General features: G+C 55.9%; 12 protein-coding genes. 4 read left to right on the top strand and 8 right to left on the bottom strand.

The annotated features are described in order from the left end of the window. Window positions 1-87 precede the first annotated feature (87 nt). The 3 genes from CCHOA_RS06210 to CCHOA_RS06200 all read right to left on the bottom strand — a co-directional run bounded on the left by CCHOA_RS06210 (window position 88) and on the right by CCHOA_RS06200 (window position 3,163). The gene (locus CCHOA_RS06210; protein WP_123928296.1) at window positions 88-1,227 is read right to left on the bottom strand and encodes a hypothetical protein; all 1,140 of its coding nucleotides are present in this window, start codon (window positions 1,225-1,227) and stop codon (window positions 88-90) included. 437 nt (window positions 1,228-1,664) lie between these two features. Further along, window positions 1,665-1,928 (bottom strand): HPr family phosphocarrier protein, encoded by a 264-nt coding sequence (locus CCHOA_RS06205; protein WP_123928293.1) that lies wholly within the window; start codon window positions 1,926-1,928, stop codon window positions 1,665-1,667. Window positions 1,929-2,158: 230 nt separating this feature from the next. After that, entirely contained in the window at window positions 2,159-3,163 is a 1,005-nt protein-coding gene (locus CCHOA_RS06200; protein WP_164472409.1) for a 1-phosphofructokinase family hexose kinase, read from the bottom strand. Between the two features lie 1,047 nt (window positions 3,164-4,210). Here CCHOA_RS06200 and ptsP point away from each other — a divergent pair. Then, entirely contained in the window at window positions 4,211-5,905 is a 1,695-nt protein-coding gene (gene ptsP / locus CCHOA_RS06195) for a phosphoenolpyruvate--protein phosphotransferase (RefSeq protein WP_123928287.1), read from the top strand. Between the two features lie 320 nt (window positions 5,906-6,225). Here the strand turns inward: ptsP and CCHOA_RS06190 are convergent, their stop codons facing one another. The 3 genes from CCHOA_RS06190 to lexA form a co-directional block, all read right to left on the bottom strand. Beyond that, window positions 6,226-7,131 (bottom strand): hypothetical protein, encoded by a 906-nt coding sequence (locus tag CCHOA_RS06190; RefSeq protein ID WP_123928284.1) that lies wholly within the window; start codon window positions 7,129-7,131, stop codon window positions 6,226-6,228. Window positions 7,132-7,218: 87 nt separating this feature from the next. Next, window positions 7,219-7,998: a DeoR/GlpR family DNA-binding transcription regulator gene (locus CCHOA_RS06185; RefSeq protein WP_123928281.1), complete on the bottom strand. Its 780-nt coding sequence runs from the start codon at window positions 7,996-7,998 to the stop codon at window positions 7,219-7,221. 684 nt (window positions 7,999-8,682) lie between these two features. Then, window positions 8,683-9,360 carry a transcriptional repressor LexA gene (lexA, locus tag CCHOA_RS06180; protein ID WP_245992091.1) on the bottom strand — a complete coding sequence of 226 codons (678 nt, stop codon included), beginning with the start codon at window positions 9,358-9,360 and terminating at the stop codon, window positions 8,683-8,685. A gap of 309 nt (window positions 9,361-9,669) precedes the next feature. On the opposite strand from lexA, the gene CCHOA_RS06175 reads away from it, so the two are divergent. Together CCHOA_RS06175 and nrdR are read left to right on the top strand one after the other, a co-directional pair. Further along, on the top strand, window positions 9,670-10,014 hold the full coding sequence (locus tag CCHOA_RS06175; RefSeq protein WP_123928275.1) for a hypothetical protein: 345 nt from the start codon (window positions 9,670-9,672) through the stop codon (window positions 10,012-10,014). A 179-nt stretch (window positions 10,015-10,193) separates the two neighbouring features. Beyond that, window positions 10,194-10,652 carry a transcriptional regulator NrdR gene (nrdR, locus tag CCHOA_RS06170; RefSeq protein WP_123928272.1) on the top strand — a complete coding sequence of 153 codons (459 nt, stop codon included), beginning with the start codon at window positions 10,194-10,196 and terminating at the stop codon, window positions 10,650-10,652. A 110-nt stretch (window positions 10,653-10,762) separates the two neighbouring features. Here nrdR and hrpA read toward each other — a convergent pair whose 3' ends face one another. Together hrpA and CCHOA_RS06160 are read right to left on the bottom strand one after the other, a co-directional pair. After that, window positions 10,763-14,848: an ATP-dependent RNA helicase HrpA gene (gene hrpA, locus CCHOA_RS06165; RefSeq protein ID WP_123928269.1), complete on the bottom strand. Its 4,086-nt coding sequence runs from the start codon at window positions 14,846-14,848 to the stop codon at window positions 10,763-10,765. An 852-nt stretch (window positions 14,849-15,700) separates the two neighbouring features. Next, entirely contained in the window at window positions 15,701-15,937 is a 237-nt protein-coding gene (locus CCHOA_RS06160) for a hypothetical protein (RefSeq protein ID WP_123928266.1), read from the bottom strand. Between CCHOA_RS06160 and CCHOA_RS06155 the strand changes: the two genes are divergently transcribed. After that, window positions 15,937-16,974 (top strand): hypothetical protein, encoded by a 1,038-nt coding sequence (locus CCHOA_RS06155; protein ID WP_123928264.1) that lies wholly within the window; start codon window positions 15,937-15,939, stop codon window positions 16,972-16,974. The genes CCHOA_RS06160 and CCHOA_RS06155 overlap by 1 nt on opposite strands. Window positions 16,975-17,002 lie beyond the last annotated feature (28 nt).

Below are 17,002 nucleotides of genomic sequence, written 5' to 3'. Positions count from 1 at the left end.
CCAGGGGTGTTGGTTGTTATTGATTCCACAGATAGCTGCAAAACTAGGCGCCATCCGCGTGAGCAGAAGCGGGGATGTGTCGGTGACTTAAGCGTTCGCCGCAGGAGCTGCTTGATCTGCCGTGTTGCGTTCGGCGATGGCAGCCTCCAATTTTTCGTTGAGCTGCTGAACGATCGGTGTTGCTTGCACCAGCATGTTGGTTACCAGGGCAAGCATCGTCACCAAGGCAATGAGCAGACCGATCTTCCGGTTAGCTTCATCGGAGTTATTCGACGAAAACGGATCGAAACCGTCGGTGGAGGAAAGCTCGGCTAAGTCTTGCCTAGACGAGGTACCTTCACCCGATGACAGCTCAGTTGACCCGGTAAACAGATTGCCTTTGCTGTTGTCGGAAGACATTCCGGCGAACGGGTCACTGGAGGTATCAGAGCTAAGGGTGCCGTCAAGCAGGTCTTTCTTTCGCATCAACTCATCACAACCGCTAACGGCTTGCCGGGTAACAGCGACCAGTTTATGCGGCAGCAAGGCGGTTGCCTCTTTGGTGTTGGTTTCGATGGGGTCGCCGGCGGGAAGATCGCCCAACAATGCCAGGGAAGCATTGTGGTACAGATCATAGTTCCACTGACGAAGTTTCCCAGCGGAACGGATAAAGTCGGCGGCTGCCTGGTCGATGGAATCTGCTGCATCGCTCGGTTGGCGAAGCCATGCGGCGGCTCGTTTGCGATCCATATCCGGCAGTAGGGTCAAAGATTGCTGCGAGAACAGGTCGTTGACTTCTTTCCACTGGTCAGTTCCCTGCAGGGCAAGATAGACTTCCGCCTCGTTGTAGCCGGCCGCGGTCATGGCGTTGGCAACGGTGTCGTATTCGGTGGAATACGTTGCATTGTCGGCGGTGGCACCCCCTTCGCGGGCAAGTTTGTCAAGTGCTGCGAATGAGTCTTGCAACTGGGGGAAATGTCCACGAATCTTCTCGCGAAGGGTGTTGCGGAAGTTGAGGAAAGTGTCCCACTGGTTGAACGCTCCAGCCAGCGGATTTTCGGCAATGTCAGTATTTGCGCTGAATCGGCACAGTTTCGGGCTAGTGTTGTCCGCAATGGTGATAGTGATATATCGCGGACCTGTTGGCCGGGAAGGCTGATCGGCGCCGAGCGCCTGCGGGGGAGCGCTAAGGGTGGCGCAGGTCAGCGCCATCGCGGTACACGTTGCTACGAGCTTGCGGAATCGCACCTGGGAGGATCCTTCCCGTCGGGGTGGTAAACAAGATTGTGTTGTCAGCACGCTGCGGATACAACGTGGCGCAGGCGATTCGGCAAGTGGAAAGCCGGATGCGCATGTTCCACTCCCGCTGGCGCCTGACGGGTTCAGTATAGTGAACCGTCCGCCACAGAGGCGCGGCTTGGCAAGACTGCTGCGGACATACCGGAACATTCTGCTGTTGAAAGCACCGCGATCGCATCGTGAAGTGATAACACCACAATCGGGTTTTCGCCTGACTGGATTGTGGTGCTGGCGAGACAAAGAGCAACGCGCCACCGCGGTGCGAGGGGTGATCCTCGTTAGGCGGTGGCGCGTGAACTATTGTGCTTATCCTGCAATTTTGGCCTTCGATAAAAAGGGGGGCACCGTTTCGGTGACGGTGGTCGCTGCAGGAGAGCGAAGTGTTCTTAGGCGTCGAGATCCTTTTCGATGAGCGCTGCGATTGCTTCCACAGCTGCTTCATCGTCAGAGGTCACGATAACCTGGTCGCCTTTTTCTGCACCCATAGCCATGATCATCATGGCAGAGGCAGCGTCGGCAGGCTCATCGTCGCCGCCAACCTTGACCAGTTCAATGTCGTCGTCGAATTCGCTGGCTGCATCAGCAACGATGGAAGCGGGACGAGCGTGGAGGCCGACAGCGGAGCCTACGATCACGGTTTTTGATGCCATGAGATTATGGTCCTTTCAATGGTGGAAGATCACTGGTGTCGCCCGCAGAGCAATGTCTTTATAGCGTGCACCAGTCGGTGTGACGACCCGTTCGCAGAACGGGTTGCCAAGTTGTGATGTTGGGCGACGAAGAGCGCCATCCGCGTGTGCCGGTGAGCGCTACGTGCCCTGTAGCTGTCAAGCCTAACGGTTTTTGTCGGTATTGGGGAGTAAAACCACTTTGGGATTGGTCACACCTTAGTGGTGGTTGGCGAAAAGTGTGTGGTTGTTGTGTGGAGTCCGGTGAGTTGGGCAGGGGTTGGTACAGCGGTGCCGGGAAGCGTTGCAGCTGCTGAACCCCACAACACTGCCTGGGTGAGACGCTCAGGTGCGGGGGCGTGGTTGGCGGCAGCACACACATATCCAGCGAGCGCACAGTCGCCCGCGCCGACGGTGCTGACTACAGAAATGGAAGGGGCAGTGGCAATGTGGATCTGTGTGGCAGAAACCAGCAGTGCCCCAGCAGCCCCAAGCGTGAGCAACATCACTGGACGATGGTGGGCGTTGGTAAGTCGCCGAATCACTGGCTGAGCTAGTTGCACAGCAGGACGAAAATCCCCGAGCAGCGCCGCGTCTTCAATGCTTTCCGCGGTGACAGGTGCGTCGATAGCAGCAATAAGTTCTTCCGTGTTTGGGCAAAACACATCAACGGGTGCAGCCATTGTCGGGTTCAGGAGTACCGATAAAGCTGATCCAGAGGTGTCGACAGCGACATGGAGCTGCGGATTGCGCTGTTTGGCCTGCCATGCAAGCTGCGCATACCAATCATTTGGTGCGCCTGGTGGAAGCGAGCCAGCCATCACCAACCAGTCGGCGCCACCGAGTCGGCGCAGCAGCATACTCGCGGCAGCACGTTGGGCGCTGTCGTCTAGTAAAGCGCCAGGCCCGTTGAGCTTGGTGGTTACTCCGCCGGGCTCGGAAAGGGTGGTGTTGACGCGAACCGGTACATCAGTGGGAATGATTTCGAATGGGGTTTCCGATAGTGCGAGCAGACGTACAAAGGGATCCTGCGGATCGCACGGCACGATTGCCAGGGTGGAGTGTCCCATGGCGTGGGTGACACGTGAGACGTTGACCCCTTTGCCGCCGGCGATGGTCTGCGAGGTTGCCATCCGAGCTACTTGGCCACGCTGTATCGCGTGATCAGCAGTGAAAGTTATATCAAGACTCGGGTTCGGGGTGAACGTAACTATCATCGGTGGCAATCTGTCGATCAAGCTTGTCGCCAAGCAAAAAGAAAATAGAGGAAACCTGCGGCACCCCATATACGAAGCGGATCCTGCCCGTAAACGATGTCCCTGCAACATGCGCGATGTTGGGAAAGGTGTGACGAACCGTGGAAGGGAAAATAGCAGGAGATCTTGGTGAAAATGCGTCGAAAGCAGTTCAGATATGTTTCCTACTAGAGATTTCCATAATGGGATGTGTCACACTTTCGCAGCAGCTGCGCGGTGGTTGTCTGAGCAATGCAACCTTTCTTCGGCGCCTTGATCGGATGGGCGATCGGTTGGTCGAAAGGCAGCGATTGTTCGCTAAACCTGCTGGTGGAACGAATAGTGCCGGGGCTGATTCTGCCTTATTTTTTCCCGCTTTGCCCAATAGTTGGGGGAGTTTATCGACAAGCTCACAAAATGCGGCAGGTGAGATCTCTTCGATAACGTTTCGGTTACGTGCGGCGCAATCAGTGAGCCAGTGTTGAGTAGCGCATATAATTGGGCATACCGTTATGGCTGTCACATGGCAGCCGTGTTGAGTTGATCAGCCCCGGAAACGGTCACATCATGCAGTGGCACACCTTGGTCACCTGCGGCAACAATGCAGACTTGCACTGTTGTGGAACTGTGGAAGGCGCTGGTTCGCTAGGCGAAGTCTAGTGAAGTTGTCGTCCGAAGCTGGCGTACACCGTTGAGTGGACGGAGCAGCGGGGAAGTTCGACGGCGCGAAAGCTTGACAGGCGGCCGGTTGATAAGGAAGAACACCATCGCGGGGATGCTGCGCGTTTCACCTTATGAGAGGGAATCACGGTGTGGCGCTTACACATTCCGACGAGGCGATCAGCACAGGTCGCCTTCGTCGGAGTGAAGGGTTATGCACGGAATGCTGCTCGCAATCCTCTAGGTGGGACAAGTGTTGGAGACCCCTTGCTGGGAAGTTGTGGTGGTCTCGGGCGGTAATTTTTTGTTAAAAAATCATCGACGCACAAGTGATAACGAACGTTCGTAGATTGTTTAGGAGCATGATCCATGGCTGAAACTCAGCAGTCCAACACCTACAAAGGCACCGCTGTGGTGCCAGGTATCGCCTACGCCAAAGCAGTGTGGATTACTCCCCGCCCGGAGCTGCCAACTTCCGGCCCGGTTACGGCGGAAGAATCCCGCCCGGCAGAATTTGAACGCTTTGTGGCTGCTGCAGACACTGTGGCAGAACGCCTCGAAGCACGTGGCAAGTCGGCGCACGGTGCCGCATCCGAGGTGCTCACAGCCACAGCTGGCCTGGTGCGTGACCGGGGATGGCGCAAGACAGTTCGCAAAAATATTAATTCTGGCCATCCGGCGGAATATGCGGTCGTCGCTGCTACCACGAAGTTCATTTCCATGTTTGAGGCAGCCGGTGGGGTGATGGCGGAGCGCACCACTGACCTGCGCGATATCCGTGACCGTGTCATCGCAGAGCTGCGCGGCGAAGCAGAGCCAGGTCTGCCAGCTGTCGACGAGCCAGTGGTGTTGTTTGCCGATGACCTGTCCCCAGCTGACACCGCGGCATTGGACACGAATCTGTTTATTGCGCTGGTCACTGAGCTCGGTGGTCCTACCAGCCACACCGCGATTATTGCCCGCCAACTCAACGTGCCGTGCATCGTTGCTGTCGGTGCTGGGGCTACTGAAGTAACCGCTGGAACGCCGGTGATGGTTGACGGTTCCTTGGGCACGATTGTTACCCACCCTGACGAGGCGGAAGCTACCGCGGCTGTCGCCAGCTGGGAAGAGATGGCGCGGCGGGTTGCTGAATGGCGCGGACCTGCCCAAACAGCTGATGGTCACCGTGTACAGCTGCTGGCTAACGTGCAAGACGGCAAGGCAGCGCGCACAGCCGCAGCCACCCAGGCTGAAGGTATTGGTCTGTTCCGCACCGAGCTGTGCTTCCTTACCGCCACAGAGGAACCAACCGTCGAAGCCCAGGCCGATGTCTACTGCAAGGTGTTTGAGGCTTTCCCCGAATCGAAGGTAGTGGTTCGCTCCCTCGACGCAGGCTCAGATAAGCCAGTCGCTTTCGCGTCGCTTGCCGACGAGATGAACCCAGCACTGGGTGTGCGCGGTTTGCGTATTGCTCGCGGCAACGAAGGGCTGCTTCACCGGCAGCTCGACGCTATCGCCCTTGCCGCTGAAAAGTCCGGCCGTGGCGACCACGCCCCAACCTGGGTTATGGCTCCGATGGTGGCCACCGCCCGGGAAGCAAAATGGTTCTCTGGTCTGTGTAAAGAACGCGGCCTGGTGGCTGGTGCCATGATTGAGGTTCCTGCAGCAGCACTGATGGCCGACAAAATCATGCCTCATCTGGACTTCGTCTCTATCGGCACCAATGACCTCACCCAGTACACAATGGCTGCCGACCGGCTTTCCCCACAGCTGGCCTACCTCACCGATCCCTGGCAGCCAGCAGTGCTTCGCCTGATCGAACACACCTGCCAGATTGGTGCGAAAACCAACACTGCCGTCGGTGTTTGTGGTGAAGCTGCCGCTGATCCGCTGCTGGCCTGTGTACTCACCGGTTTAGGCGTGAACTCGCTGTCGGCCGCCTCCACCGCAATTGCTGGTGTTGGTGCGAAGCTGTCTCAGGTCACCTTCGACGACTGCCGTCAAGCAGCATTGGCTGCCATTGATGCCGCCGGTGCACGCGCTGCAAAGGAAGCAGTCCGTGCACTGCTTGCAGACGCCTAACTCGCTGCACATCTACAACGCACCGCTGCACAACTTCTCTTGCGACCCAATCCGTGGGATTCCATCGTGCTGTTGCAACAGGAATCAGTAAAGGATTGGCAAGAGCAGCGTTGCAGCGGTGCCAAAAAGGCAGGATTGTGTGATTAAGCCCGCGCCCTTGGCACGCATCACCTACCTGCCGAATCTAGCTGTCCAAGGCTATACGAGGTTGAGGCTTCGGATACGGAAGCAACACAAAGCATAAGCCGCCACCAGACTTACGATCTGGTGGCGGCTTTGCTGACAGCTACTGTTCTAGCGCCTCAAACGACTAATGCAGCCTAGTGCAGGCCTTCGATAATCCGATAACCGATCCCAGCCGGATCGTCTTCCACAACCTGGCGACGACCAATACTTGCCAACCCTCGGGCAAACACTTGTAACGCATCGGTAACACCGGATGCCAGTGCCGCAGCAACCCCGGCGCACAGTAGCGGTTCGGTATCCGCTACCCGTTGCCGACCAACACCTGCGTAACCACGCCAACCCCGCTCTTCGCCAGTGCACAACACCCAGTGCCCATCATTGCAACCGATCATGAACCATTGTTGCGTGGATGCAGCAGCTGCTGCCTGCGCTACCACCTCAGCTTCTTGGGGGAGTGCAGGAAGCTGCACGGTAACTGTAAGCCGATCAGCGTTCGTCCCTGCCATTGACGCAAGCGGTTCATCGCTACCGGCAAGAAGCACCACAGGAGCGGCAATTGTTTTGATCAGTTCGTTGCGCCAACCACGGGCTGCAGGAGACATACAAGAGATATCCATCACTGTCACCGTTCCGGGTGCGGAAGCTACAGCCTGCGTAATCGCTTCCGTCAACTCCTGTTGTTCGCCGCTGGTTGGTTCGGCAAGTTGTTTGGTGTAGCGTTGCGGCGCCGAGGTGGGAGTGTCCATCACAATAACCCGTGGTGCAGGCAGTTCCGCTGCAACATGACAAGCAGCGGGAAAACGCTCCACAGTGGCCTCACGGAGTGCGGAATCCACCTCGGTGGCAATGACAGCCTCGACCGACTTACCAGCGGTGATCAGTGCATCAGCAACCGCTAACCCTCGGCCGATAGGGGTAGGAGACATCCCCTCAAAAGACAGCAACGACGTCGCCCCTGGATTCGTGCTGTAGCTCGTACGCCGTTGGTCAATAGGACGACCCACCACCACCCGTAGGCGGGAAGCTGTAGGAACACTCATCACAATCCTTACCTTTCGCCAGGCCAGGTGTCACCTGCTCAATGTCCATGCAAGAATCCGGCAAATGCTGCCCAGCATCGTCAAAAGTTAGCCCGCGAGAACGACTTCCACACCGCGTTCTCTCAACGCATCCACGAATGATTGCGGTGCCGCCGCATCGGTGATGACCACGTCAATATCGTTAATTCCAGCAAAGCTCACCATGTAGTCACAACCCATCTTGGAAGCGTCACACAACACGACCACCTTCCGGGAGTTGATAATCATTGCCCGTTTGACCGCTGCCTCCTGCGAATCCGCAGTCGACAAGCCGTGATCAAGCGTCAACGCATTGGTGCCGATAAACGCCACATCAGCCCGCATTAATGCCAGAGTACGAAGTGCGGTGTCACCCACCACTGCTTGTGTGATAGCACGCACATAACCACCCAGTAGCTGAACTTCTTCCACGCCGTCACTAGCCATCTGCATAGCGATTGGTAAGCAGTTGGTGACAATCGTCCATTTCCTAGCCAAAGAATGCTGGGCAATCTGTTCGGCGAGGGCACTAATGGTGGTACCAGCATCAAGGAACATGCCACCGGTGGCATCAGGCACATAGTCCATGGCGGCACGAGCGATCGCATTTTTCGCGCTCAGCGCACTTTTTGCACGCGCGTCGACAGTCAGCTCTGTGGTTTGGAAGTTCTGGCTGGCAACCGCGCCACCGTGCACCCGGTGAACAGCTCCTTCGTGATCCAACACTGCCAAGTCGCGTCGAATAGTTTCGGCGGTAACGTTGAACCGCTTCGACAGGTCGGTGACATTGACACGCCCCTCGACAGCTGTGAGTGAGGCGATTTGTCGACGGCGCTCTTCGGCGTACATGGCGCTCCTTTGGCAAAGCGGACTAAAGACGTGTGCAAGTGGTGCAGTAGAGCAACCAATGACGGATACTGGCGAAGCATCCGCTACTGGACTCCTACCGCATATCTGATGTCCAGTTTGTCACGAATAACCCCAAAAAACGGACACAGACAAAGGTGATTTGCTGTCAACATTTCTGAATCTCGGCGCGATTGGAACGAAAAACTCACATCTGCAGACCTACTTCCAGTGATATATCTGCAGGTTAAAGCGCCTATGTGGGATTTGGTGGCAATCAAAACTAATGCAACATTTACCATCCGTGAGTGACAGTAAAAATCACCCACATGGGGGTGCTCAGTGTTGAGCGGGCGAGCGTAAGATCAGGATCCAGCATTGGGTATCTGCCCATTTTTGTTGGTTTTCGCCCGCGAAGCACGGTCGAAAACCACATACTCAGGCAATTCAGGAAATCATCTGTGTTGGGTCGGGCACCGTCGCCTGACAGGTGCAAGCGCAAACAACGGAGTCGCCTGCTTGAATCTCTGCGGTAAGAAGCATAGGAACCGCTGGGGTGGGTCTGGCTACTGTGTTCGGTAACTAGCGGGGCGTTGCAGTGTCGGCGAGGTAGAACACTACTCCCGGTCGCCACCGCTACTACGCATTAATCCAGGTTGATGCGTTTAAGCCTGGAATAGCTGATGGTTAGAGCTTTCGCAGTACGGTAACAACTACGCCAAGAATGACAGCGTCGCGGGCGCGGATATCGTCAAAGGCCAAGTTGTGTGGATGCAAGATCGGTCCCAGTGTCGTGCGGCGAAATTCCTTGACCGTTGCTTCACCGTCGATGAGGGCTGCGACAAAATCGCCATGTTCGCAATCTGGTTGACGGCGGATGACAACCCAGTCGCCGGAAAGAATCCCTGCGTCACGCATTGATTCCCCGACCACCTTGAGCATCATGAGTTCACCGGGGCTGACTAGCTCTTCAGGGATCGGGTAGTAGGCCTCGGTCTCTTCCACTGCCAGTGTGGGATTGCCGGCGGCGATACTGCCAACCATGGGAACAAAAGCGACACCCTCATGGTTTGGCGGAGCATCAGTCTCGGTTTCCAAGTGACTTGCACGAGGGGTCGGCTCAATCTTGCGCGGGGCGGTTCGAACGTCTACCGCACGTGGCTTAAATGGATCGCGCCGCAGATAGCCCTTTCGTTCGAGCTCCTTGAGCTGATAAGACACCGATGAGGTGGAGGTAAGTCCAACTGCTTCGCCGATTTCCCGAATGCTTGGCGGGTATCCGCGCAGCACAGTTGCATCCTGGATCACGTCCAAAATGCGCCGTTGGCGTCCGGTGAGTTGATGCTCGAATTTTGCACGGGGCATATCTGGCGGTTCCTTTGCGGCAGTGAGGACGGGAAAGTTGTGTCGTAACAGTGAGACGGATCCAGCAGGCCTGACGGTTGCCATCGGGTGGAAGTAAGGCTCGTCAAACTGTGTTTAGCAATTGCCGTATTTGCCCACATGGTAGCACGAAGGTTCGAACTTGGGGGTATAGAACACCATGCGGCTGCTTGTGACCAACGGATCGATCATGTTAGCGTATCGTACAGTTGTTCTAATTGTTCGAATATGATGTGCCCGATAGGGCATACACTTTGTTATGTTCGTGCCAGCAAATGAGGAATTTGTGTTATGAAACTGATGGTCAATACACCTAAGGCAATGCAGTCAACCGTACAGCCAGCGCTGGTCTGGGGTGGCGCGCAAACTGCACATCTTGCGCGGCGTCCTCATCCTGTTCGAACGTTAACGTTTCAGGAGCATGTGGACGAGGAAAGTTCGAAAACGCGGCCACAATTACGACCTGTTCGACTACCTCGGCTGCAGGTATCGGATAGTAAATTGACGGTAATCGCTGGGGCGATCATTGGGGGATGCCTCACGTTAGGGTTGTGGGCGGTGAGTTTTGAGGAGATCGATGCACAACCGCCGCTGCCAGTAGCCCCGATCAATGTAGCTGCAGTTGCTGCAGGCTAGGGGTACACACCAGGGCGCAGATTTTCGGTCATCAGTTTTCACTGTTGTAGCTGAGCTGCTGGGGTGATTTGCGGCCAGATTGGCGGTTGCCGTTGATGCGTTAGCATTGAAGCCACTATGTCCACGTTCCTCGTGGAGACATTGCTGTTGATCACCGCAGTTGTGAAAGGCCGTCGACTATGATTTGCCCCGTATGCCGCCAAGACACTTCAAAGGTTGTGGACTCGCGCAACGTTGACCGAGGAACATGTATTCGGCGCCGTCGACAGTGCACCGGCTGTGGGTATCGATTCACCACCATGGAAAAAGCTGTGTTGCTCGTGCAAAAGCGCAATGGCATGGAGGAACCGTTCTCGCAGGAAAAGGTTATCCGGGGGGTGCGGCGGGCCTGCCAAGGCCGCGAAGTGGGCGAAGATGCTTTGAAGAAACTGGCTCAGGAAGTGGAACAGCACCTTAGCCAAAAAGGTTCGCAGATCACTGCCCAACAGATCGGTTTAGCCATCCTGGAGCCGCTGCGTGAGCTCGACGAAGTGGCTTATTTACGTTTCGCCTCGGTGTATCGATCCTTCGAATCAGCAGACGACTTCCTTGCAGAAATCCGTCAGCTGCGACGAAGTGAACGGCGGCTTGACGATTAAAGCGATATTCGCTTGCCTTGCTCGACATTCGTTGACTACAGCTAGCCCTTGGCAAACATGTGGCATGTAATCTGTGTTGTTGCCGTCGTCTAGCTGCAGGTCTTGAATGTTTAGCGCAGCTTGTCGACTGCTTTTTGGATGCGTTTTACGCTCACCGGCTTCGGTGTTTTCAGCTGTTGTGCAAACAAACTAACTCGTAACTCTTCAATCATCCAGAAGATTTCTTTTGCCGCTGCCGAATTCGCCCGATTCGCAGGTAATTTTTCCAGTCGCTTCGCTAGATACTGTTGCGCTTCAAGAACTTGATCTTGCAGGTCTGCGTCACGATCAGGATCTTGCGACATCAGTTCTAGCCGGCGCTGCATAGCCTCGATATAGCGCGGTAAATGGATTAATTTGGTTGCTCCAAACCGTGCAATCGCATGAGGAGGCAGCATTGCCGCTAGCTGTTCGATCATTTCATCGATAGCCGGCCCTTGCCATTGCTGGAGTTCCTGCTGCATGTTGACATAAGCGGCAATACCAGGCGCTAGTGCCACTACGACCTGGCGGACACGTTTCGGTACCTCGGGTGCGAGGCGAGTTTTCAGTTCTTCGAAGGCTTCGAGTGTGCGTGCGGGCTCACCCTGCTGCATCAACAAGTCCCGGATCACAGCCATTTTGGCGTCCTCCACCAGCCCCGCTAATCCGCCGTGCGGATAACGATCGATAGCGACACGCTGCTGCAGTGGCAAACCTTTGACCATTTGTTTGTCGCTAATTGTTACTGCCCGGGAAAGAAGCGTGAGATTTGCGGTGAGCAGGGCAGCATCCGCCTGGGCCTTCGTTGGATAGACAACCACTTCGACACCAGCGGCCGTTACGGTCAAGGCAGGGAAGGCCGTGACGTGCTGACCGTCGACGGTGGTAGTTACCTCCTCGGCGACATCACCAATGCGTTCATCCCAGTTCGGTGCAGCCTTTGTCGCGTGAGTTTTGGCAACCTTGCCAAGCGACGAAGAGATCTGTCCTTGGTTACGGGACTTCAACGCTGAAAGATCCCGGTCACGGTCGATTACCTTGCCGCTCTTATCGATAGCTGCAAAGCTCATCTGCAAATGTGGCGGCAGTTTGTTCGGCTGGAAGTCTTGCGCGTCGATACCCGCAGCCCCAAAGGAACGCAGTATGTCGCCGAGTTGTTCGGTGATCGTCCCATGGTACGGCTTGAGATAGTCGAGTGCCCGCCGCGCATATTCCGGCGCTGGTACAACAGTGCGCCGAAGCGGTTTAGGCAAGGTACGGATCAACTCGGTGACAAGTTCTTCCCGCAACCCGGGGACTAGCCAGTCAAAGCCCTCATCGCGGATATTGCCCAATAAGGGAACGGCCACAGCCACAGTTACGCCATCGTCAGCTGCACCCGGTGCAAAGTGATAGCGCAGTTCATAGTCGATGCTGCCTTGCCGCCACCGATCAGGGAAGGCCACCTCTGTGACGTCATGATCCGCATCGGCAATCAGTGCGTCCGGATCGAAATCCAACAGGGCGGGATTGCTGCGACGCTGTTTTTTCCACCAATGATCAAACAGCGTGCCGGTGGTAATCGATGCCGGTAACTTGGCATCGTAGAAGTCAAAGAGGGTGTCCTCGTCGACAACAATGTCACGGCGTCGAGCTTTTTCTTCCAATTCGACTGCCTCATCGAGTTTGCGTCGATTGTTGTGGAAGAATTCGTGATGGGTAGACCATTCGCCATAGACCAGGGCATGGCGAATAAACAGCGAACGTGCCGCATGTGGATCGACACGGTGGTATGGGACGAGGCGATCAGTGACGACTGTGACCCCGTACAGCGTCGATTTTTGATATACCATCGCGGCGCGTCGCTTTGTCGACCAGTGAGGTTCGGAATAGTTGTGTCGCAACAGGTGAGGAGCCAGTGACTCAACCCATGACAGCTGAATTTTACCGACATCTCGAGCCCACAGTCGGCTGGTTTCAACCAGCTCAGCAGCCATCACAGCTTGCGGTGGTTTTTTCGCCAAGCGGGATCCTGGGAAGATCATAAACTTGGTGTTACGGGCACCGGCGTATTCTTTGCTGTCGGCTTGTTTCACCCCGATATGGGAGAGCAACCCTGCCAGCAGAGACTGGTGGATGCGATCTTCGTCGACTGTTTCAGGAAGCGTTTCGGTGACGTTCCAGCCAAGTTGTTCGACCACACTGTTGAGCTGCCGCAACAGATCAAACCATTCGCGCACCCGCATATAGTGCAAATATTCGCGGGCAAGCGTTTTGCGGAATTGATTACCGGACAGGGCTGCGCGTTGCGAAGTAAGGTAGCGCCATAGCTGCAAGTAGGCAAGGAAGTCGGATGTTGCATGGTGGAAGCGTGCATGGGCTTGATCCGCTTGGGCTTGAAATTCCAAAGGACGCTCGCGAACGTCTTGAATCGTCAGAGCCGCAACAATAATCATGACTTCGTAGAGCACCCCGTTGGTGCGAGCCTCGTACAGCATGCGCCCCATGCGTGGGTCTACCGGGATTCGTGCCAGCGCCCGCCCAATGTCAGTGAGCTTCGGACCGCCGGATACTTCTTGATTATCGAGTGCACCAAGTTCGTGAAGTAGCAACAGCCCGTCACGGACTTGTTTCGTTTCAGGGGGCTCGATAAACGGAAATTCGGTGATGTCACCGAGGCGTAGCGCAGCCATCTGCAAAATGACCGCGGCTAGGGAGGTTCGTAAAATTTCCGGATCGGTAAATTCGGGTCGGGCGAGGAAGTCTTGTTCCGAATAGAGTCGAATGGCTACACCGTCGGCGACACGACCGCAGCGACCTGATCGCTGTTGTGCGCTGGCTTGCGAGATTGGTTCGATCGGCAGGCGTTGGACTTTGGTACGCGACGAGTAGCGCGATATTCGAGCAAATCCAGTATCCACCACATAGTGAATACCGGGCACGGTGAGTGATGTTTCGGCAATATTGGTGGCTAACACAATGCGTCGGCGGGAGTGCGGCCGAAATACTTTGTGCTGATCTTGGTTTGATAGGCGCCCGAAAAGCGGCACCACCTCGACGTTGGTGAACTTTGCCCCTTCAATTGCTTCTTGCGCATCGCGGATGTCAGCTTCACCAGCAAAGAAACATAAAATGTCTCCGCTGCCTTCACGCATAAGCTCTTTGAGTGCATCAAGGAGCCCGTCGATAGGGTCAATGTCGAATTCTTTGCCATCGGCGTCGGTGTGTACCAGTGGCCGATAGCGAATTTCTACGGGATATGTTCGCCCGGATACTTCAATGATTGGGGCAGGGTTCCCGGCGGAGTCGGTGAAATGATTGGCAAACCGTTCCGGGTCGATAGTTGCGGAGGTGATGATGACTTTGAGATCGGGGCGTTTCGGCAAGATCTCTTTGAGGTAGCCGAGCAGAAAGTCAATGTTGAGACTGCGCTCATGTGCTTCGTCAATGATGATCGTGTCGTAGGCGTTGAGATACCGATCGCGGGTCATCTCTGTGAGCAAGATACCGTCAGTCATGAGTTTGATGGCGGTGGTGTTACTTACTCGGTCGTCAAAACGGATGGCGTAACCGACAGTGGTGCCAATAGGTTGTGCCAGTTCGTCGGCGATACGTTCAGCAACGGTTCGGGCAGCCAATCGACGTGGCTGGGTGTGGCCAATCATGCCGTGTCGGCCGCGGCCGAGTTCGAGGCAGATCTTTGGTATTTGTGTGGTTTTTCCGGAGCCGGTTTCACCGGCAATGATGACGACTTGATGGGTATTGATTGCTTCGGCAATGTCGTCTCGCCGGGCGGTGACTGGAAGTTGTTCGGGATAGGTGATTGGTGGGATTGCTGCTAGCTTGGCCGCGTAGTCCGCGCGAGCCCGGGCAATATCGTTGGCGATGGCGCGCCGCGCCTGTGGTGATCGTGCTTTGTGTAATCGTGCCCGGAATCGCCGCTGGTTGGCGGTGGTCATCTCATCGAGTTGTTCGCGCAGTTCTGCGATAGTGGGCGCTGTTTGACGGGCGTCGTCGTGCTGCTTGCTGGCCTTTTTACCGTTGGTCCGGTGCGTGCGCTGCGGGTGGCGTGCTTTGTTGCTGCGTGGCTGTGGGGTTGCGTTCTTGTCCGCTGCTGTGTGGTTTGCTGGCGGATGTGCGGTGCTGTTGCTGTGGCCTGCTTCGTTATTGCCGGTGTGCTGGGGATATGCAGTCATGACAAGGGAACATTGTACCTAGCTGTTGCATTGGTGCCACTTCCTCGCAAGAGCGGACAATATACATTCATGCATTGCCCGATATGGGGGTGGCTGCAAATAGTCGATATTGGTCAAAAAGGGCATATCTTTCATGCTTGAAATTTGCCCTAAAATAGCCTTTGAACAGGCGTTATAGGTTTTTACCCTATAAAATGTTGGTCATATCTTTCGTGGGTAAAATCGAGGAGAAGTATCACCTTTGCTGTGTACTCCGTCACAATTGCTTGGCAAATTTTGGGGAGGTGAGTACAAATATAAGCAACGCATTCAACCGGGAATCCAACCTCCGGGGGGACGCGTTACCGAAAGAGAGGATTAGTCCTCTGTTTCATTCAGGGGCTGCCTCTGCAGTGCAGAGGCGTCTTGATTGGGTCGGTGAATATTCACACCAATATTTGCCGGTGAGCTCAATCGAGAGTCGGGCAGCCACGATTGTTAATCTCATACTGCAAGCACGACCGTAACGGATGTTTTCCGTCCATGCCGATTCGGGGGATTCGGCTCGGGTCCTCACTATCCGGTGGTGGGATTGCTTGAAGATAGGTTGATAGTCGTGGCTGCCTGGGGGGTGTCTGCAATCTAGGGGTACACCAGGCTAGGGCGAAGATGCTGGGGGAGATTCGTACTCGCTACCGGCGGGGTGAAGCGGTGTGGATCAGCGACAATGCACGGGGCAGACATCGCCGACCCAGTCAACCTTGGTGAGAGCCTGAGCCGCGAAAGCCCACTGCTAGCGCAAGATCCCACGTTGGGATGTTGCAGGCTAGGCACCCCGGAAGGTGTTTTCGGTTCCGGTAAAAGGGGAGAAAGTTATGTGGGGTACTCAACCGCATCAGCAGGCTGGGGCACAGCACAGTCAGGCCGCTGTTGATGCTTGGTCTGCTCAACCGAACGCTGGATTTCCTCCACCTTCTCAAGCTGTGCCGGGCGGACCGGTGTTGCCACAGCAATATGTGACGCATGCGCCCGAAATAACATCACCATCGCTAGGTGTTCCGCCAGGTTCGTATCCGCAATATCGGCTTGACCAGTGGGGGAGTAGTTCAATGGCCTCGCCTGCGGCCAATAACCCCATGCCTTTGCTGCAGCCTCCTGTACCGCACGACACCACCGCACCCTGTGCCGGTGGACAGTCCGCTAGTTTTTCCGCTCATCCTTGGCAGCTCCCGGTACCGGTGGAACATCCAGGATTCGCGCCATGGGCACCACCAGGACACTTCGGCACTCAGGATCATCCACCTGCAGGTGTCGCCGGGGTAGCTGCGGGATCGGGCGAACTGCAACCTGCCAAGGTTGCGAAACCATCTGTTTTGGAACGTCCCAGTTTTGCAAGTGCGCTGCGGCTCGTGCATCAACAGTTTCCCGTGTGGCTGTTGGCCGTCCTCATTCTTGCGCTAGTGACCGGTGGTGCCACACTCGGTTTTCATGTGCTGTTTTTTGCCAGCGGCTCGATTTCGCTGCTGTTTCCCCATCTGTGGTCATCGTTGTTTATCAGTCCACTGCTAGCAATTACTGTGGCATGGCTTGGGACAATGGTCGGATTGCTCTCGACGGTGTGGGGGATGATGTTTATTCTTCGACTGGCGTATCAGGCTGTCACCACCGGCGCCGTGAAGATAGGTGATGGTTTTCGTCGAATCGGCAGTAGTACTGTCGCCATTGGGGTGCATCTATGGTTTTTTCCAGTCACTTACGGCATGGTGGTGCTGGTGGAGACAATGCCGCCGGCGGAGATGCTGCCGATCCTGCGCTGGAGTGCACTGCTCATTTTGGCTGGGCTGTGTATTCCACCGCTGCTATTTGCCACCATGCAGGCGCTGTATAGCACCGACTCGATATTGCGCTGTGTGCGGTTTGGCATTGTCGCCGCGTGGCAACAATTTGGGCGCATTCTGCTGCCGCTAGTGATCGGACTCGGTGGGTTTGTTGTGTTGCGGTGGGCAGTCGTGGTGGTTTGTCCGCTACTTGCGGTGTGGCTTGTCGCAATCTTTTGCCGACAGCAACACCCATCATTGGCAAACCAACACCACAGTGTTTCCGCCGTGCCCACCCCGCCATCCCCTGGACTCGTGTTTCCCCAGTAGGGGGTAAGCACGCGGCTTCGCTGGTATC

Source organism: Corynebacterium choanae, from assembly GCF_003813965.1.
In the GTDB taxonomy this organism is placed as follows: Bacteria; Actinomycetota; Actinomycetes; order Mycobacteriales; family Mycobacteriaceae; genus Corynebacterium; species Corynebacterium choanae.
The sequence above is the reverse complement of the archived record's forward strand: the minus strand, read 5'-3'. Positions and strand labels throughout refer to the sequence as shown.